Genomic DNA, 17,701 nt, shown 5'->3' with positions numbered 1-17,701 from the left:
TGAACCAGTACCAACAATTCCTGGTTACACTCCAAGTGTTCCAACGGTTACGCCAACGGACCCAGGTAAGGATACGCCGGTACCATACAACCCAGTAGTACCAGTAGTTAACGACCAAAATGCCGTTGTTAATTATGTTGATCAAGATAACAATAATGCGCAAATCGCAACATCTGGTAACTTAACTGGTAAGGCTGGTAGCGCAATCGATTACAGTACTGCTGCAACGATTAAGCAACTTGAAGATCAAGGATATGTCTTAGTAAGCGATGGATTCCCAACTGGTGCGGTATTTGATAATGATGATAATACTACACAAACTTACACGGTAGTCTTGAAGCACGGAACTACGACTTTCAAGCCTGACAAGCCAGGTACTCCAGGTGAACCAATTAATCCTAACTATCCAGATGGACCTAAGGTAACCAATGAAGATGTTGATTATCTTAAGGATGTTAAGTTTACCGTTCACTATGTTGGAGCAGGAGCTAAGAATCCAGCTGACAATGTTCAAAATGCACAATGGACTCGTTCCATTACAGTTGACAATGTAACTGGTAAGATCATCAGCTCAACAGAATGGGTAAGTAACAAGGCTAGTTATAACGATGTGCGGACACCAGTTGTAGAAGGTTATCATGCAGATCGGGCACAAGTTGATGGGACAACAGTAACGATGGAAGATCAAGAAGTAACGGTTACTTATGCACCAAATGGTAAGATTATTCCAGTTGATCCTAACGGTAATCCAATTCCAAATGTGCCAACTCCACAATACCCAACAGATCCAACGGATCCAACAAAGGTAGTGCCAAATGAACCTGTTCCAACTGTGCCTGGATATACCCCAGATGTACCTACAGTTACTCCAACTAATCCTGGAGAAGATACACCTGTGACCTATACTCCAGAAACGCCAGTAGTTCCAACTACACCAGGTGATAATGGCGGAGACAACGGTAACCATACTCCATCAACTCCAACTGATGAGAATAATGTGACACCAAAAGTTCCGGGAACATCAACGACTCCAGAATCTAAAGTTGATGTGCCTTCTCAGAATGGTAACAAGACTTCAAATCAGAATACTAATACTCAACCTTCAAAACAATCAGCGAAGGCATTGCCACAAACAGGTAATGAACAACTTAAATATGAAGGACTTCTAGGAGTATTAGCGTTAGGATTTGCGGGACTATTAACTCTCGGTAAAAAGCGTCGCAAGGAAAAATAAAATGTAACTAAATAGCTTGACTACAACAAAAAGGCCTCGTTAACTCGAGACCTTTTTTTATTCATGTTTTAACAAAAAAATTATATAATCGTTTTAAATGTTAATACACCAGTAGTAGCGGGTTATCACGCAGACAAGGCCATTGCTGGTGGTGCAACGATCACTCCTGATGACTTAAATAAGGTGGTTACGGTAACGTACACGCCAAACGGTCACATTATTCCAGTAGGTCCAGATGGGAAGCCATTGCCAAATATTCCACAACCGCAATACCCAACGAACCCGAATAATCCAACTGAAGTGACGCCAAATGAACCAGTACCGGAAATTCCAGGATATACACCAAATGTTTCAACGGTAACTCCTGAGAATTCGGGTGAAAATACTCCAGTAGTTTACACGCCAAACGAAAAAACAATTGGGCCAACCACCCCTAATGAAAATGGCACTCCAAATGGTAATACTGGCAATCCAACTACACCACAGTCAGAGACACCAGCAAGACCAATGACGCCAACTACAACACCAGCTGGAAATGGTAATATTCCTACTAATGGACAAAATGCTTTTCCAGCAACAAGCAATGTAAACAACGCTAATGCCACCACACCGGTAGCACAAAAACAAGCTGCTCAATTACCGCAAACTGGCAATGAACAATTAAAGCACGAAGGAATCTTAGGTTTACTTGCCTTAGGAGTTGCAGGCTTATTGGCATTTGGTAAAAAGCGTCGTAAAGAATAATTAATTTATTGTTTGTCACATCGAATAAGTGAAAAAGCCGAGGCTAAGAAATTTCTTAACCTCGGCTTTTTGCGATTAAATTAAAATGATAATGAGTCAACGAATGTCTGGTAAGCTTGATTTTCATTGCTTTCGACAACGTTTTTACGAAGGTCAGCTAGATCGACTGCGTGTAAAGATGATTCATCTACGGTAAGAGTGTGAGTAAACGTAGCATTACCGATTAATTCGATCCAGTAGTTGTAGTCATCACGGTGAAGAATTGTTTTGACCATGCCACCAGGATTGTAAACACTAATTGGTTCATTAAATGATGCTGCGTCTGGATGAGTGAGGGTTAAAGCGAGGCTAGTGGCAGACATACCTGTCCCACAAGCATTTGTAAAGCCGACTCCTCGTTCAAACGTTTTTACAAAGAGTTTGTTATGACCGAGAATATGGCCAAAGTTAACATTTACTCCATCGCTGAAGTAAGGATTATCACTATTTAACCGTGTACCTAATTCTTTAAGCGCTGGACCATTTAGTTCTTCCATACTAACAAAACTAATTAAGTGGGGATTAGGAACAGCAAGGGCTGAAAAACGGAGACTAGGATATAATTCAGGGACAAGGGTGTCTAACAGGCGCTCATGACCAAGATTATCAAATGGCAAAGCAGTGCGGTCAAACTTTACTGGTGAAATTTCAACGGCAAAAGCGGGAACTCCGGGTGCAAGGTCTTCATGCTGCCGAACACGAAGACTAGCATTCATTGTATCGACTTTAAAATCGGTTAAATTATCACGTTCTGCTACATAGCGAGCAACCGTTCTTAAACCATTACCGCACATTGAGGCCTCGCTGCCATCTGCGTTGATTACCCGCATTTGTGCTGCTGATCCTGGTCTAGTTGGATGGTTAACAACTAACACACCATCAGCACCACCGAGAACGCCATTTTGTGCATCGGTTATTTGCTGGGTAAATGAAACTAATTCTTCATCGGTAAGGGGATTGGTCAGTTGCGTTTGGTCAAGGATAAAAAAGGCATTTTGTGATCCGTGTACTTTTAATAATTGCACCATAAATAGTTCCTCCTAATTTGCAAAAAAGCGATGATAGATAGCTCGAACAGCTTCATCTGCATCTTCGTTATATGTCCCAATCATAATTGCAATTCGTGAAGCTCCTTGATTAATCATGGGAACCGCAATGTGTTTTTCGGCTAGGGGCATTAAAATATCATCGATTACCCCCGTGCGATTACGCATACCTTCACCAACAACCATGGTAATTGCATAATTATCAATCCATTCTAAACGGTCGGGATTAATCACTTCTTGAATTTCATTGCAGATGGTATCGATTAACTGGTCATTAATTGCGTTTCGATCAAGGATAATTGTTATATCATCGATTCCGGAAGGCATATGTTCGTATGAGACGTTATGCTTTGCGAGAATTTCAAGAATACGAAGAGTGAAACCTGCCTGCTTGTTAAGAAGATATTTGTGAAGGTAGAGGGCTGCAAAGTGTTTTCCGCTCACGACCCCCGTTACAATGTCGCTTGGTTGAAAATCTTTATCAGGGACAATCATTGTTCCTGGCTTTTCAGGATCATTAGTATTACGAACATTGATTGGAATATTTCCTTGAATGGCAGGAATCAATGCTTCATCGTGAAAGACGGAGAAACCAGCATAAGATAGTTCCCGCATTTCCCGGTAAGTCATGGTAGTAATTGGTTGCGGATGATCAACAATTTGTGGATTGGCTGAGTAAATAGCATCAACATCGGTGAAATTTTCATAAGTGGAGGCGTGAAGACCGCGCGCGAGAATTGCACCGGTGATATCAGAACCGCCACGGGAAAAAGTAGCAATGTGTCCGGCAAGGGTAAGCCCATAGAAACCAGGGAATACTAATAATTCGTGCTCATTAAACGTAAAATGACTCAAGTTTGCATATGTTTCTGGGATAACATTAGCATTATTGGGCGTTCCAGTAACGATAATACCAGCTTCACTTGGTGTCACAAAACGTGCTTCATAACCTAAATGCTGCAAAAGGATGGCCATTAGTTGGGCATTTAAACGTTCACCATGAGCTTTGAAAGCGGCCAAGAGATAGTTATCATTTGGATACGTATGGTTAGGAAGGCCTTCCAATCGTTCAGCTAGCGGAACTAATTTGTCTGCTGGTAAGCCAAAATAAGCAGCAATCTCTTGATATCGATTTAAAATTTGTTCAACGATTGCTTGGGGATTTTGGCCTGCAATTACTGCTTGGGCATATTTAATCAATAAGTCAGTAACCTTAATATCATCGGCAAAACGTTTACCCGGCGCAGAAGTGACAATTACCCGTCGTTGTGGGTCAGAGGTAATAATATTAATTGCATTTTGAAAGGCTTCTCCATTAGCCAGAGAACTTCCACCAAACTTTACGACTTTCATACTTAAAATACTCCTTTGAGATAATTAGGGTTGCTAATTTATCTCTAAAATAATTTAATCGAATTCTAACACATTAGGGGTGACATGCAAGCTTTTAAGTTACGAAAGTTTAGTAAAATAAACTTTCTTACATCTAATGGATTAAAAAAACTTTTTTAAATTTAATTATTTGTATTGACATTCTCATAAAAGACTTATAAGCTATGTATAAATCGAAGAGGCGCAACCGACACTAGTAAACTAATTTAGTTCGCCAAGACATTGAGGTTAGTTGAACAGGGAAGTTGCCGAAGCGCTTAGTTTGGCATATTAAGCAGCTGGGTCGTAGTTGAACAAGCTACGGACTGTCGCAGGACAATACGAGCCTGCGTTGCGCTATCGACAAATCAGAATGGATAAGTGAATTCCGCTGTTTGTTTGCGCAGACAGTGGATTTTTTTATAGCCTCTTTACTACAAATCTCATGGAGGAATTACAAATGAACGAACAGATTACTGATCAACAATTAAATGCCGCTGGTCACCTAACAATTGGGGGATGTGATGCGATTGATTTAGCTCACCGGTTTGGTACCCCGTTAATTGTTTATGATGTTCAACAAATTCGTCACCAGATCCGAGCATTTAAGCAGGTTTTTGAAGAAAACAGTGTTGATTATGCAGTTAGCTATGCTAGTAAAGCTTTTTCAGCAATCGCAATGTATCAAGTGGTTGCTGCAGAAGGTGCGCATGTTGATGTTGTTTCTGGTGGTGAATTGTATACGGCAATCAAAGCTGGCTTTCCAATGGCTGATGTTAGTTTTCACGGAAACAATAAATCACGGGAAGAATTAGAAATGGCAATTGACCATCACGTGGGAACAATTATGATTGATAACTTCCATGAGATTGAATTGCTGGCAGACGTTTTGGAAGAGCATGATGCGCATGTTGATGTGATGTTGCGAATTACTCCTGGAATTTCTGCTCATACAAATAAGTACATTCAAACTGGTCAAGTTGACAGTAAATTTGGATTTGATCTTCAATCAGGACAGGCAGATGAGGCGTTAGCAAAAGTTCTTGAAAATCCCCGGATGCAAATGAAAGGATTGCATGCCCATATTGGTTCACAGATTTTTGAACTTGCGGGATTTGAAGGAGTAGCTAAGAAGTTAGTTGAAGTTGCCGCCCACTGGCAAGAAAAATTCAACTACCAAGCTGCTGTGATTAACGTTGGAGGTGGCTTTGGAATTCGTTATGTAAAAGATGATACACCACTTGCTCCAGAAGAATTTGTGGCAGCAATTATTAAGGCCATCAAAACTGAAATTAAAGAAACAAACCTTGCCATGCCGGCAATCTGGATAGAACCAGGACGTTCAATCGCGGGACCTGCTGGCTATAATCTTTATACTGTTGGATCACGTAAAGATGTACCAGGATTGAAGCCATATGTAACAGTTGATGGAGGGATGGGCGATAACATTCGTCCAGCACTTTATGAAGCACAATATGAAACGGTCTTAGCAAATAATCCTCGAGCAGAAGTGGTTGAACATGTTCGGGTGGCAGGAAAGTATTGCGAGTCTGGTGATATCCTTAGTCAGAATCAGGCATTACCGGCTACGAAACCAGGGGATGTTTTGGCAATGCTTGATACTGGTGCTTATGGCTATTCAATGGCTTCAAATTATAATCGGAATCCTCGTCCAGCAGTTGTCTTTGCAGAAAAAGGCATAGCCCAGGTTGTAATTAAACGAGAAACCTATGATGATTTAATTCATTTGGATGAACCATACCAACAATAATTTGACATATATAAAGGAATAAAGAGGTAAATAATTATGGCTGAATTAGATGCACAAACAATCATTAACTACATTAGTAACGCACCCAAGAAGACACCGGTAAAGGTCTACCTTAAAGGAAATTTGGATGATTTAGAATTTCCCGCAGAAGTAGAAACCTTTCTTGAACAGCATACGGGGGTTATTTTCGGTGATTGGACAGTTATCGAACCGTTATTAAAGAAATACAGCTCAGCAATTGAATCTTACCATGTGGAAAACGATGCGCGTAATTCAGCAGTGCCTTTGCTTGATTTGAAGAATATTAATGCCCGCATTGAGCCAGGTGCAATTATTCGCGATAAAGTTCTTATCGGTGACAATGCTGTCATTATGATGGGCGCAACAATTAATATTGGTGCTGAAATTGGTGCTGATTCGATGATTGATATGGGGGCAGTTCTTGGTGGCCGTGCAATTGTTGGTCGCCACTGTCATATTGGTGCTGGTACTGTACTAGCTGGAGTGGTTGAACCGGCTTCAGCTGAACCAGTCCGCATTGATGACAATGTAATGATTGGCGCCAATGCGGTGGTAATTGAAGGGGTTCATGTAGGAGAAGGAGCCGTCATTGCTGCTGGGGCAATTGTTACTCATGACGTTGCTCCTCATACGATGGTTGCGGGAGTTCCTGCTAAGTTTATTAAGAATGTTGATGACCAAACCGCTGGCAAGACTGAATTAGAGGATGATTTACGGAAGCTTTAGGAGGATGAAGATGTTAACAGAAGAAGAATTAATTCAAATTCGTCGTCATCTCCACCAAATTCCGGAACTGGCTCTCCAGGAATTTGACACTCACCAATACTTAGTTGAGACGGTTGCTAGTTTTTACCAAGCCTTTTTAGAAGTTCGGACCTTTAAGGAATTACCAACTGCTCTCATGGTGTTAGTTCATGGTCAGAATCCACAACGAACAATTGGGTATCGAACAGACATCGATGCTTTACCAGTTGAGGAACAAACAGGTTTACCATACTCATCAACCCATCCGGGAGTAATGCACGCCTGTGGTCATGATATTCATATGACGGTTGCATTAGGCGTATTGAATTATTTTAGTGAACACCAGCCGCAAGATAATATCCTGTTTTTCTTCCAACCGGCCGAAGAAAGCGAAAATGGTGGAAAACGGGCATATGAACTGGGTTTGTTTAGTGGAAAGTGGAAACCAGATGAGTTTTACGGTTTGCATGATAATCCTGATTTGCCAGCAGGAGCAATTGGCTGTCGGATGGGGACCTTGTTTGCGGGAACCACGGAAGTTAATATTGACCTCAATGGTAAGGGCGGTCATGCGGCATATCCCCAAGATGCTAATGATACGGTCGTTGCGGCAGCCTCATTGATTCTTCAAGTGCAGACTGTGATTTCACGGAGTATCGATCCTATTCAAAGTGGTGTAATTACCTTAGGAAAGATTGACGGCGGGACGATTCGAAATGTTATTGCTGGACATACGCGGATTGAAGGAACGATTCGGGGATTAACGCAAACGATGATTGAAACTATTGATGACCGCTTGAAGGACGTATGTGAAGGAATCGGACGTAGTTTTAACATGGATGTTTCCCTTGAATTAAATCAGGGTGGCTATTGGCCAGTAGAGAATAATCCAGAATTAACAAAACGGTTTATCCATTATATGGAAGAAACACCAACTGTAAACTTTATCGAAACAGAACCAGCAATGACTGGGGAAGACTTTGGCTACTTACTGGCTAAATTTCCGGGAACCATGTTTTGGCTTGGGGTTGAAGATGATTCACAATTACATTCGGCCACCCTTACCCCCAATGAAAAAGCAATTAAACGTGGAGTAGATGCGATTACTGGTTTTCTTGAATATCGGATGCAAAATTAATAGGGAACAAATAATGGAGGAAATAATATGACATTATTACAAAATGCAGACTTAATGACGGCAATTGTAACCCCTTTTGATGATGAGGGAAATATTGACTATGGTCGTTTAGAATATTTGACAAATTACTTAATTGAACATGGGAGTAATGGTTTTGTTATCGGGGGGACTACTGGGGAAACTCCAGAACTCACTCATGATGAAAAAATTGAGCTATACAAACATTTCGGTGAAATTGTAAACGGACGGGTTCCGGTTATTGCTGGAACTGGAAGCAATAATACTAAGGAAACGATTGCCTTTACTAATGAGGTTGCGCAAATTAACGGTATCGATTATGCTCTTGTTGTTGTTCCTCCTTATAACAAACCTAACCAACGGGGAATGGTTGCTCATTTCACAGCAGTTGCGGATAATGTTGACCTCCCAATCATCATTTACAACATTCCTGGTCGTACAGGGGTAAAGATGGCTCAGGAAACCGTAGTAGAATTGTCTCACCATCAAAATATCGCCGCTGTAAAACAATGCACATCTTTGGAAGAACTTGAATACATTGTTGAACACCGCGACCCTGATTTTGCAGTTTTCACGGGTGAAGATGCACAAGCTCTAACTGCCCGGGTTTTAGGAGCAAATGGGGTTATCTCGGTTGCTTCCCATACCTATGTCGATCAAATGCGCCAAATGTATGACTCACTATACCGAGGCGATTATCAAACTGCTGGTAAGTTGCAACGGTGGTTAACTCCCCGGATGGCTGCTTTGTTTATGTTCCCATCACCATCACCAGTTAAAGCAGTTTTGAATGCGCAAGGTTTTAACGTTGGTAGTTGTCGCTTACCAATTCTTCCATTAAATGAAGAAGAAAAACGCGAATTAGAGGCTGCCTTATCATTACCTACTAATTCACTGACTACTAAGAACTTACCTTTAAATTTGGGGGAATAAAGCATGAAAAAAGTTTTAATTGCTGGTGCGACTGGAGCAATGGGACAAAAGGCAGTTGATCTAGTGAACTCACTCGCTGGGTTTGAAATTACCGCTGCGCTTGCACCAACCTTAACAAAAGAGAATATGGCTGATTTTCACCTTGCATCATCTGTTCATCCTTATCAAACTTTGGATGAAATTGAAGATGGCGTTGCTGATATTTGGATTGATTTCACCTTGCCAAGTGCTGTTTATCAGAATGTTAAGTTTGCGCTTGAACACGGAATGAGGCCGATTGTTGGAACGACCGGCTTAACCGATGAACAACAAGCAGATTTGGTGCGCCTCAGTGAAGAAAAACAAGTGGGGGGATTGATTGCTGCTAATTTTGGGATGTCGGCAGTTCTTCTTATGAAATTTGCTCAGGAAGCGGCTAAGTATTTCCCGGACGTTGAAATTATTGAAATGCATCACGGTGATAAAAAGGATGCCCCATCGGGAACGGCTTTGAGTACCGCAAAGTTGATCGATCAAGTCCGTCCTGAATATGAGACAAATCCTGATGAAACAGAGAGTTTAACCGGTGCGCGGGGTGGCGACTACCATGGAATTAAGATTCATGCTGTTCGGCTTCCGGGGTACATTGCTCACGAACAAGTTCTCTTTGGTGGGGATGGTGAGGCTCTGACAATTCGCCAAGACTCGTTTGACCGTCAATCCTTTATGAATGGGGTTAAGGTTGCTCTGGAAAAAGTTGATGGATTATCAAAATTGGTAATTGGTTTAGAAAATATTTTATAAGAGGGTGAAAAAATGCCAAGACTCCATGCTGAATTAGCAACCACCGTAAATAGTCATTTGGCAGCTGTTCCGCCAGCACAGATTCGCGCATTTGATGAAGAAATTTCTGCCGTTCCTGGATTAGTAAAATTAACACTTGGTGAACCAGACTTTGCTGTGCCAGATCACGTCAAAAAAGCGGCAATTGAAAGTATTCAAAATGATGATTCTCACTATTCACCAAGCAAGGGTAAGATTGAATTACGCAAAGCGATTAGTAAATATCTTGAGCAGAGTCGTCATGTTTACTATGACCCTGAAACCGAAATTGTAGTAACGATTGGGGCAACAGAAGCGGTAACCGCGACAACTTTTGCAATGTTAAATCCGGGAGATAAAGTAATTATTCCCACTCCAGCATTTTCGCTATATTTCCCGAGTGTTTCCCTAACTGGTGCTGAACCGATCAAAGTTAATACTGCTGATGATGGCTTTTTGCTATCCGCTGAAAGACTAGAAGAGGTATTAGCAAAAGAGGGTCCTGCGGTAAAGGCCGTTCTCTTAAATTATCCTAACAATCCAACTGGCCGTTCATATACCGAAGAAGAGCTAAAAGCACTGGCTAAAGTAATTGAAGATCATCACATTTATGCGATTGTTGATGAGATTTATAGTTCATTGATGTACGATCAACCATTCCATTCACTTGCGACGCTTTTGCCTGAGCAGACAATTCTGATTAGTGGCTTATCAAAATCACATGCAATGACGGGTTATCGTTTAGGATATGTGGCTGGCCCAGGAGAATTTATTTCAACGATGTCAAAGATGCATTCATTTATGGTAACGTGCCCAAATGATACTGCGCAAGCGGCCGCGATTGAAGCATTAGAAAACGGGGATGATGATCCGCAAAAATTTAAGCGGGCCTATCGTCAACGGAGAGATAAACTTGCGAGTGCAATGCGAAAGATGGGCTTTGAAATTGCATTGCCAGATGGCGCATTTTATATTTTTGCTAAAATCCCTGCGCAATTTGGGAAAGATGATCTCGCCTTTGCTCGTAAACTGGCCCACGAAGCTAAAGTTGGCGTAATTCCCGGGAATGCATTTGGTCCTGGTGGAGAAGGATACATTCGCTTATCATATGCAGCGGCAGATTCTGTTATTGATACGGCGATTGAACGGCTACAAAATTTTATGAATAATTTAGGATAGGTTGAAAGAAGGAACTAAGATGAGTAAAGAATATAATGTCGCAATTTTGGGTGCTACTGGTGCAGTTGGTACACGGATGATTCAGCAATTGGAACAGTCAACAATTCCAGTAAAGAGTGTGAAATTACTGGCATCCGCTAAGTCAGCTGGTAAGCAATTATCATTTAAGGGCCAACCGATCACTGTTGAAGAGACTACATCTGATTCTTTTGATGGGGTTGATATTGTGCTTTCATCTGCTGGTGGATCAGTGTCAAAAAAGTTCCTTCCAGAAGCGGTAAAGCGGGGAGCAGTTTGTGTTGATAATACGAGTGCTTTTCGGATGGAACCCGATGTACCGCTAGTAGTTCCAGAAGTAAATGAAGAGGCATTAAAAAATCATCACGGAATTATTGCTAATCCTAACTGTTCGACAATTCAAATGGTGGTAGCATTGGAACCAATCCGCCAAGCATTTGGATTGAATCAAATTATTGTTTCGACTTACCAAGCAGCTTCAGGAGCAGGTCAATCAGCTTTAAATGAATTGCGACAAGAAACTCAAGACTACCTTGATGGTAAAGACATGCAAGCAGATGCCAAGATTTTGCCAACAAAGGGTGACAAGAAGCATTATCCATTAGCCTTTAATTTATTGCCGCAGATCGATGTCTTTGAAGATGATGGTTACTCTCATGAAGAATGGAAGATGATCCATGAAACAAAGAAGATCATGTTAAACGATATGGACGCTAAGGATATTAAGGTTACTGCCACTTGTGTTCGTGTACCTGTCCCAATTGCTCATGGAGAATCAATTTACTTTACTGTTGACGATCCAACAGTAACTGTTGACCAATTGCAGGCAGTATTAAAGGACGCTCCTGGGGTAGTTCTGCAGGATGATCCTGCGCACCAGGTTTATCCTCAACCAATTAATGCTGTCGGTAAGCGTGACACTTTTGTTGGTCGCCTCCGTGCAGATGAAGAAAATCCTGGTTCTTTTAATATGTGGGTTGTTGCTGATAATCTCCTTAAAGGGGCTGCTTGGAATACCGTTGAAAATGCAGAACGGTTAGTCGCAAATGGGTTAGTTTAAAATTTAATAATCATAATAAAAAATACTCTCTGAATATAGGGAGTATTTTTTGTATGATTATAAATGAAAGGATGATCAGTGATGAAATTTGTAATTGCTCCAGATTCATTTAAAGGCGGATTAACAGCAAAAGAAGCAGCAAATGTGATGGCAGAAGGAATCAAAAGAGTGTTTCCGAATGCCGAGTATGCTTTAGTTCCAATGGCTGATGGAGGAGAGGGAACTGTTCAATCCTTAGTTGATGCGACTAACGGTCAAAAAATGATTGCTAAAGTCCACAATCCATTAAATAAATTAGTTAATGCTGAGTATGGAATATTAGGTGATGGGGAAACAGCAGTGATTGAGATGGCGGCGGCAAGTGGCCTTCAATTTGTTAATACGGAGACTGCAAACCCACTTATTACAACTACATATGGTACCGGCGAGCTAATTAAGGATGCTCTTGACCATAACATTAAAAAAATAATTATTGGAATTGGTGGAAGTGCAACCGTTGATGGCGGAGCGGGGATGGCCCAAGCGCTTGGAGCACGTTTATTGGATGCTCATAATCATGAAATTGGTTTAGGCGGTGGTGCGTTAGCAAGTTTAGAGCAAATAGATTTTGGAGACTTAGATCCTCGATTAAAAAATGTAGATATTCAGATTGCATCAGACGTTACCAACCCATTAACAGGAAAAAATGGGGCAGCCCCAGTATTTGGCCCGCAAAAAGGAGCTGATGACGAAATGGTGAATATCTTAGACAAAAATCTTCATCATTATGCACGAAAAATAGTTGCAGCTGGTGGGCCTGACGTTGAACAAACGGCAGGTGCAGGGGCAGCCGGTGGTTTAGGAGCCGGATTAATAGCATTTACCGGTGCGACAATGAAGCGAGGAGTAGAATTAGTGATTGAAGCAACTCAACTACAAAAAAAGGCAGTTGGCGCTGATTATGTTTTTACTGGTGAAGGGGGAATTGATTTCCAGACTAAATTTGGTAAAACGCCATATGGAGTCGCTAAGGCAACTAAAGAGGTGGCGTCTAATGCTCCAGTAATTGTGTTGGCTGGAAATATTGGTAAAGGTGTAAATGATCTATATTCATCCACGGCCATTGATGCAATTTTTGCAACTCCTGAAGGGGCTAAACCATTAAAAGCAGCATTAGCGGATGCACCTATTGATATTGCTCAAACAGCGGAAAACGTTGCACGTTTAATTAAAGTGAGTCATGTTAATAATTAAGAATTAAAAGAGGGTGGAAAAACTTTGCTTTTTTCTCACCCTCTGCTATTTTCACGAACAATTGCAAGATAACGTAGAACTCTAGCTTCGCGTCGTCACAAGGCTCACGTCTGAACGATAATCAGCCCGTGACTCCTCCTTAGTTTAGCCAACCGCCTTGTCGAGAAGACTGTTTTCTATGCACTTTTTATAGCAAATTACTGGCTTGGCTTAGTCTTATAAAGACCGTATAATGAATTGGAAGATAATCAAGGAGAATTTAAAAATGGAAGATAATAAATATCAATATGATGAAAACGGCTTTCGGGAAGATCTAAAAGATGATCCGGATGTTCTTCACCAGCCAGATGCTGACCGTACACAGCGCGATTTAATAACTCTGGACTATGATGAGACGTTGGCATTTCTTAATGGTGAAAAGGAAGTTAAGACCGTTTATGACTTTTCAGATGATGTTTTGGAAAAAATAAAAGAAAAATATCCAACCCTAAATGATACACCGATCAATAAAGTAATCATGGAAAAGTATCAGCAGATTTTATCCGCGCGATACAATGAATCACAAGCAAATAATAAGACGGTGCATGCCGATGATAGCGAGGATAATGATGAATAGCTTAATAACGTTTATTATTTCAATTGCCTTTTTAGGATTAGTGATTTGGGAAAATCGTTTGCATAGTCAACTTGGATTTTTGGCAAGTCAACGACCAGATAAAGTTACGAAGGATTTTATCCGAGTAATTCGTCAAGAGAAACGGTTGAATTGGATCTTGTGTATCTTAGCAATTATTGTTTTCATGACGACTAGTCGTTACTCAGTTCTATTAATGAGTATTATTACAATTATTGAATTGTTGTTAGTAACTCGTATGGATCGTGTAAAAAACGAAATGATAGATTAAATATTATTATAATAGTTAATATTTTAAGAAAGAGTAACTTTTTTTAAGAACTATCTAATAATTGCTATACGCATTTAAAAATTAATGGTAAAGTTAGAATTGTGTATTTCACTAATTTATTATTATTTGTTTAGTTTTTAGGAACTTATTGGGAGGGTGTTTTATTTATATGAGTAAAAAAAGAACACATCATTCAAATAACCATCGATCTCGTGGCGTTTTTGCAGGAGCAGTTAGTGCCTTAAGTTTATTAGCAGTAACAACACAAGCAGTTAATGCTGAACAGCTTACTGTTAAGTCTGGTGACACTATTTGGGGGCTTGCAAAACAACATGGACTTTCTGTTAGTGCATTAGAACAAGCAAATCCTTCAGTTAAGAAGATAAACGATAGCATCGACTTAATTACGGTTGGTCAACAATTAACGTTGCCTACTGCTCAACATGATGCTAGCGCTGATTTGAATGCTGATGGTAGTTATACTGTTAAGCCTGGCGACACGCTTAGCTCTATTGCTGATCGTTATAATGTAACGGTTAGTCAATTAATGGCATGGAATAACCTAAGCACTAATGACTCATTATACATTGGACAACAACTCAGTGTAACAGGTCCTGCGATCTTAACTGCTGTAAACGCACCTGTTGTAAGTGCTCCTGTTGCTGATGCGAGTGTATCACCTCAGCAACCAGTTGCTCAATCGACAGATGCAACTTCATCGGTTCAGGTTCAAACTTCAGCAGTTGCCTCTGCTTCTGTGCCTCAACAAGCTGTGGCTAGTAGCCAACCAGCAGGAACTGTTCCTAGTCAAAGTGCTGCCAATAGCAACGCAACTCTTACAAATAACACAGCTACGGTTGCGACTGGCTCCTCAGCTGCTAATAGCGTAGCAACTGCAACAGATGCTGCTCAAACTACTACAGCTAATACTGCTTCTGCCTCAGCTGAAAATAGTGTTGCACCACAAACGCAAAACGTTGCAGTTAGTCAGGCTGCTTCAACAGCTGTAAATACGACTGCTTTATATGGACAATCATTTGTTCAAGCAGCACCAGTAGCAAGTCAAGCACCACAATCACAGACTGCCCCAGCATCACAAGCAACGGTTAACGTTCAGAACAGTAATGCTGCTGCTTCACAACAAACAACTGCTGTAACATCACAAACTCAACCGCAACAATCACAAGCGGCTGCTAGTCAACCTGCACAGCAAGCAGCAACTACTAATCAAGATTTACAACATGGTTCTGTAGTTAGCCTTGCCACTAAGATTGCTAACTCTAATAGTGTTCCATACGTATGGGGTGGTGAAAGTCTTAGTGGAATGGATTGTTCTGGATTAGTTAAGTATGTTTATGCTAATGCGGAAGGTAAGCAATTACCACACTATACAGGAGCACTTGAAAACTGTGTGGACCAACATCCAGTTAGTGAAGCTAAGCCAGGTGATCTTTTATTCTGGGGTAACCATGGTTCAACTTACCATACAGCTATTTATACAGGAAATAATCAATATGTAGCAGCTGCTCACCCTGGAACTAATGTATCGACTTATACAATTAGTCCATACTTTAATCCAAGTTTTGCCGGAACAGTTAAATAGTTCTGATAGATTATTAGAGCTTTTTCATTAGATAGTAACAAAGATGTAACCTAAAAAGGGTTAACATTCTTCTATGCTCGTGTTATCTTATCTTATATTGCAATTCCAGTATTGCTCTAAAAATATTTCACATTTATTGGGGAGTGTTAAATATGAGTAACAAACATGAAATTGAAGAAGATTTATATCGTGCACAGTCCCGTTTGGATGATTTATGTAAACAAGAGGGACAGGAAAATACGGGTACTCAGACTGTTACTATTCAACCAAAGTACGGTGAAGAGATGCAATCTTTACGGGAAGAATGCAGTCAGTTACGGATTATTTTAGAAGCCATGGAAGCTTCTGAAGATTAATAAAATAAAAATATTAACAAAAAAGCAGTAAGTGCTAGAAGAAAAAATTTTTCTTCTGTGCTTACTGCTTTTAACTTATTTTTCTATTGTTTGCCAAATTGGATATTGACTAATGTCTAAGGTGAGGTCGATAAAACGATTACCAATCTCTTCTCCATCAGTTTGACTAAATTCTAGTGAAGTAGTTGTGATGTGGAGATTATCGCTTTGGAAGTGGTGGGCAAATTTTGATTGGTCTAACTTACCCCGGGCTAACTGTAGCAATTGCCAGATTGTCATAGGCCAACCTTTTCGTTCAGCAACGACTAATTCCAATGATGGTTTCTTTAATGAAGCATTTGGTGCGACCTTAAATCCGCCACCGATAAATGGATGATTGCTGGTAATTGCGATATAAGCTTTAGGAAAAATAAAGCGTTCACGCCCAGATTGAATCATCAAGGTAAAGGGCTCTTGATCATAGATTACTCCAATTGCCTTTTGGAGGTAGGTGAAACGTCCGATATGATTTTTCTTGTGATGAGCCTTGAATGTATTAGCACGACTAACAATTGCCGCGTCAAAACCAATTCCTAAATTATTAAGAAAATAGCCTTCTTCACCCCGAATCGCCTCATGATAATGACCAATGTTAATTTTTTGTGGTGCGTCTGCAGTTAAAATTTGATTTAATGCCCTTTGTGGATGCATAGAAATTCCGTAACCGCGGGCAAAATCATTTCCTGTCCCAGCAGGAATATATCCAACCGCAAGTGGTTCTTTATTCAATCGCTTGGCTGTCTTCATAAGTCCATTAACAACTTGATGTAGCGTACCATCACCACCAATCGCAATGACAATTGTTGATCCCGCATTATGGGATTGGGCGATTTGGCTAGCAAGGTATTCTCCATGATTAGGATACTTAGTTGTTTCCATGTGATAATCAATTTGTTGTTGATCTAAGACTGGTTTGATTGACGACCATGCCTTTTCTGCATTGCCATTACCAGCATGACGGTTGAGGATGATTGAATAATTCATCAATATTCCTCCTTTGAATGGTGCCAAAAAGCAAAAATAATATAATTAATTTAGTATTTTTCTAATGTTCATAAGAAAGTTGGAGGCTGAGAAAAACAAGCGTTTTTCTCAGCCTCTGTTAATGATTAAAAGCTTAGAACGTCGTCAACTTAAAGTTAGGGTTTTGCTTTTCGTAAGCAAGGGCCTTTTCATCAAGTTGTTCTACAAATTCAATATTGTAGTCAGTGTTGTGTTCAACCATTAAAAGTGCTTCAGCTTCTGAATCAGCTTCAATATACAATGATTGAGTATTTTCACGAACTGGGCGTTTTGTCTTATCAGCTTGGTAGTATACTTTAAAAGTCATACTGTTAAAAACTCCTTAATTAAAGATATTATGCAGTAATTTACTTTATTATTCTATCACAGATGACCAAAAGTGTCTTAAATTTTCCTAACATGGTATTATTAAATAAAGGTAAAGG

Annotated in this window: 18 protein-coding genes, 1 pseudogene and 1 riboswitch; of the genes and pseudogenes, 15 read left to right on the top strand and 4 right to left on the bottom strand. The window is 40.3% G+C overall.

The window, feature by feature from the left end:
- The 3 genes and pseudogenes from LMB56_RS10490 to LMB56_RS10485 all read left to right on the top strand — a co-directional run.
- The coding region (locus LMB56_RS10490; protein WP_324294729.1) for a mucin-binding protein at window positions 1–1,234 on the top strand (1,234 nt) is incomplete at its 5' end.
- Window positions 1,235–1,318: 84 nt separating this feature from the next.
- Window positions 1,319–1,390, top strand: a pseudogene (locus tag LMB56_RS10600) (hypothetical protein); the annotation flags it as partial.
- A 27-nt stretch (window positions 1,391–1,417) separates the two neighbouring features.
- Window positions 1,418–1,978: an LPXTG cell wall anchor domain-containing protein gene (locus LMB56_RS10485; RefSeq protein ID WP_324294728.1), complete on the top strand. Its 561-nt coding sequence runs from the start codon at window positions 1,418–1,420 to the stop codon at window positions 1,976–1,978.
- An 80-nt stretch (window positions 1,979–2,058) separates the two neighbouring features.
- On the opposite strand, the gene dapF is transcribed toward LMB56_RS10485, so the two are convergent.
- A complete protein-coding gene (gene dapF, locus LMB56_RS05660) occupies window positions 2,059–3,045 on the bottom strand; it encodes a diaminopimelate epimerase (RefSeq protein WP_229283824.1) in 987 nt (328 codons plus the stop codon).
- Between the two features lie 12 nt (window positions 3,046–3,057).
- Window positions 3,058–4,416 (bottom strand): aspartate kinase, encoded by a 1,359-nt coding sequence (locus tag LMB56_RS05655; protein WP_229283825.1) that lies wholly within the window; start codon window positions 4,414–4,416, stop codon window positions 3,058–3,060.
- 207 nt (window positions 4,417–4,623) lie between these two features.
- Window positions 4,624–4,803: riboswitch (Lysine riboswitch) on the top strand.
- Between the two features lie 91 nt (window positions 4,804–4,894).
- Here LMB56_RS05655 and lysA point away from each other — a divergent pair.
- From lysA to LMB56_RS05595, 12 genes are all read left to right on the top strand, one after another.
- Window positions 4,895–6,205, top strand: coding sequence for a diaminopimelate decarboxylase (lysA, locus tag LMB56_RS05650; protein ID WP_229283826.1), 1,311 nt, complete (start codon window positions 4,895–4,897; stop codon window positions 6,203–6,205).
- A 36-nt stretch (window positions 6,206–6,241) separates the two neighbouring features.
- Entirely contained in the window at window positions 6,242–6,952 is a 711-nt protein-coding gene (gene dapD / locus LMB56_RS05645) for a 2,3,4,5-tetrahydropyridine-2,6-dicarboxylate N-acetyltransferase (RefSeq protein ID WP_229267807.1), read from the top strand.
- A 4-nt stretch (window positions 6,953–6,956) separates the two neighbouring features.
- Complete coding sequence (locus tag LMB56_RS05640) at window positions 6,957–8,108, top strand: N-acetyldiaminopimelate deacetylase (protein ID WP_229283827.1); 1,152 nt, start codon at window positions 6,957–6,959, stop codon at window positions 8,106–8,108.
- 27 nt (window positions 8,109–8,135) lie between these two features.
- Complete coding sequence (gene dapA, locus LMB56_RS05635; RefSeq protein ID WP_229267810.1) at window positions 8,136–9,059, top strand: 4-hydroxy-tetrahydrodipicolinate synthase; 924 nt, start codon at window positions 8,136–8,138, stop codon at window positions 9,057–9,059.
- 3 nt (window positions 9,060–9,062) lie between these two features.
- On the top strand, window positions 9,063–9,842 hold the full coding sequence (gene dapB, locus LMB56_RS05630; RefSeq protein WP_229283828.1) for a 4-hydroxy-tetrahydrodipicolinate reductase: 780 nt from the start codon (window positions 9,063–9,065) through the stop codon (window positions 9,840–9,842).
- A gap of 12 nt (window positions 9,843–9,854) precedes the next feature.
- Window positions 9,855–11,039 carry an aminotransferase class I/II-fold pyridoxal phosphate-dependent enzyme gene (locus LMB56_RS05625; protein ID WP_229283829.1) on the top strand — a complete coding sequence of 395 codons (1,185 nt, stop codon included), beginning with the start codon at window positions 9,855–9,857 and terminating at the stop codon, window positions 11,037–11,039.
- A gap of 19 nt (window positions 11,040–11,058) precedes the next feature.
- Window positions 11,059–12,117, top strand: coding sequence for an aspartate-semialdehyde dehydrogenase (locus tag LMB56_RS05620; protein WP_229283830.1), 1,059 nt, complete (start codon window positions 11,059–11,061; stop codon window positions 12,115–12,117).
- 81 nt (window positions 12,118–12,198) lie between these two features.
- The gene (locus tag LMB56_RS05615) at window positions 12,199–13,350 is read left to right on the top strand and encodes a glycerate kinase family protein (protein ID WP_229283831.1); all 1,152 of its coding nucleotides are present in this window, start codon (window positions 12,199–12,201) and stop codon (window positions 13,348–13,350) included.
- Between the two features lie 232 nt (window positions 13,351–13,582).
- Window positions 13,583–13,966 carry a hypothetical protein gene (locus LMB56_RS05610; protein ID WP_019254055.1) on the top strand — a complete coding sequence of 128 codons (384 nt, stop codon included), beginning with the start codon at window positions 13,583–13,585 and terminating at the stop codon, window positions 13,964–13,966.
- Window positions 13,959–14,255 (top strand): hypothetical protein, encoded by a 297-nt coding sequence (locus LMB56_RS05605; protein ID WP_003674385.1) that lies wholly within the window; start codon window positions 13,959–13,961, stop codon window positions 14,253–14,255. Before LMB56_RS05610 ends, LMB56_RS05605 begins: the two co-directional genes overlap by 8 nt.
- Window positions 14,256–14,424: 169 nt before the next feature.
- Window positions 14,425–15,858: a C40 family peptidase gene (locus LMB56_RS05600; protein ID WP_229283832.1), complete on the top strand. Its 1,434-nt coding sequence runs from the start codon at window positions 14,425–14,427 to the stop codon at window positions 15,856–15,858.
- 152 nt (window positions 15,859–16,010) lie between these two features.
- A complete protein-coding gene (locus LMB56_RS05595; RefSeq protein WP_003668273.1) occupies window positions 16,011–16,214 on the top strand; it encodes a hypothetical protein in 204 nt (67 codons plus the stop codon).
- A gap of 75 nt (window positions 16,215–16,289) precedes the next feature.
- Here the strand turns inward: LMB56_RS05595 and LMB56_RS05590 are convergent, their stop codons facing one another.
- Both LMB56_RS05590 and LMB56_RS05585 read right to left on the bottom strand, forming a co-directional pair.
- Window positions 16,290–17,237 (bottom strand): diacylglycerol/lipid kinase family protein, encoded by a 948-nt coding sequence (locus LMB56_RS05590; protein WP_003668272.1) that lies wholly within the window; start codon window positions 17,235–17,237, stop codon window positions 16,290–16,292.
- Between the two features lie 133 nt (window positions 17,238–17,370).
- Window positions 17,371–17,583 carry a DNA-directed RNA polymerase subunit epsilon gene (locus LMB56_RS05585; protein ID WP_003666803.1) on the bottom strand — a complete coding sequence of 71 codons (213 nt, stop codon included), beginning with the start codon at window positions 17,581–17,583 and terminating at the stop codon, window positions 17,371–17,373.
- Window positions 17,584–17,701 lie beyond the last annotated feature (118 nt).

Source organism: Limosilactobacillus reuteri (assembly GCF_020785355.1).
Lineage (GTDB): Bacteria > Bacillota > Bacilli > Lactobacillales > Lactobacillaceae > Limosilactobacillus > Limosilactobacillus reuteri_I.
Note: the sequence above shows the minus strand (reverse complement) of the source record. Positions and strands in the feature narration are given on the sequence as shown.

What these genes read in the sequence shown, in the direction of transcription:
- dapF (WP_229283824.1), bottom strand. Translation starts at nt 3,045, where the DNA reads ATGGTGCAATTATTAAAAGTACACGGATCACAAAATGCCTTTTTTATC.
- LMB56_RS05585 (WP_003666803.1), bottom strand. Translation starts at nt 17,583, where the DNA reads ATGACTTTTAAAGTATACTACCAAGCTGATAAGACAAAACGCCCAGTT.
- lysA (WP_229283826.1), top strand. Translation starts at nt 4,895, where the DNA reads ATGAACGAACAGATTACTGATCAACAATTAAATGCCGCTGGTCACCTA.
- dapD (WP_229267807.1), top strand. Translation starts at nt 6,242, where the DNA reads ATGGCTGAATTAGATGCACAAACAATCATTAACTACATTAGTAACGCA.
- LMB56_RS05620 (WP_229283830.1), top strand. Translation starts at nt 11,059, where the DNA reads ATGAGTAAAGAATATAATGTCGCAATTTTGGGTGCTACTGGTGCAGTT.
- dapA (WP_229267810.1), top strand. Translation starts at nt 8,136, where the DNA reads ATGACATTATTACAAAATGCAGACTTAATGACGGCAATTGTAACCCCT.
- LMB56_RS05625 (WP_229283829.1), top strand. Translation starts at nt 9,855, where the DNA reads ATGCCAAGACTCCATGCTGAATTAGCAACCACCGTAAATAGTCATTTG.
- LMB56_RS05595 (WP_003668273.1), top strand. Translation starts at nt 16,011, where the DNA reads ATGAGTAACAAACATGAAATTGAAGAAGATTTATATCGTGCACAGTCC.
- LMB56_RS05600 (WP_229283832.1), top strand. Translation starts at nt 14,425, where the DNA reads ATGAGTAAAAAAAGAACACATCATTCAAATAACCATCGATCTCGTGGC.
- LMB56_RS05640 (WP_229283827.1), top strand. Translation starts at nt 6,957, where the DNA reads ATGAAGATGTTAACAGAAGAAGAATTAATTCAAATTCGTCGTCATCTC.
- LMB56_RS05610 (WP_019254055.1), top strand. Translation starts at nt 13,583, where the DNA reads ATGAATTGGAAGATAATCAAGGAGAATTTAAAAATGGAAGATAATAAA.
- LMB56_RS05655 (WP_229283825.1), bottom strand. Translation starts at nt 4,416, where the DNA reads ATGAAAGTCGTAAAGTTTGGTGGAAGTTCTCTGGCTAATGGAGAAGCC.
- LMB56_RS05615 (WP_229283831.1), top strand. Translation starts at nt 12,199, where the DNA reads ATGAAATTTGTAATTGCTCCAGATTCATTTAAAGGCGGATTAACAGCA.
- LMB56_RS05605 (WP_003674385.1), top strand. Translation starts at nt 13,959, where the DNA reads ATGAATAGCTTAATAACGTTTATTATTTCAATTGCCTTTTTAGGATTA.
- LMB56_RS05590 (WP_003668272.1), bottom strand. Translation starts at nt 17,237, where the DNA reads ATGAATTATTCAATCATCCTCAACCGTCATGCTGGTAATGGCAATGCA.
- dapB (WP_229283828.1), top strand. Translation starts at nt 9,063, where the DNA reads ATGAAAAAAGTTTTAATTGCTGGTGCGACTGGAGCAATGGGACAAAAG.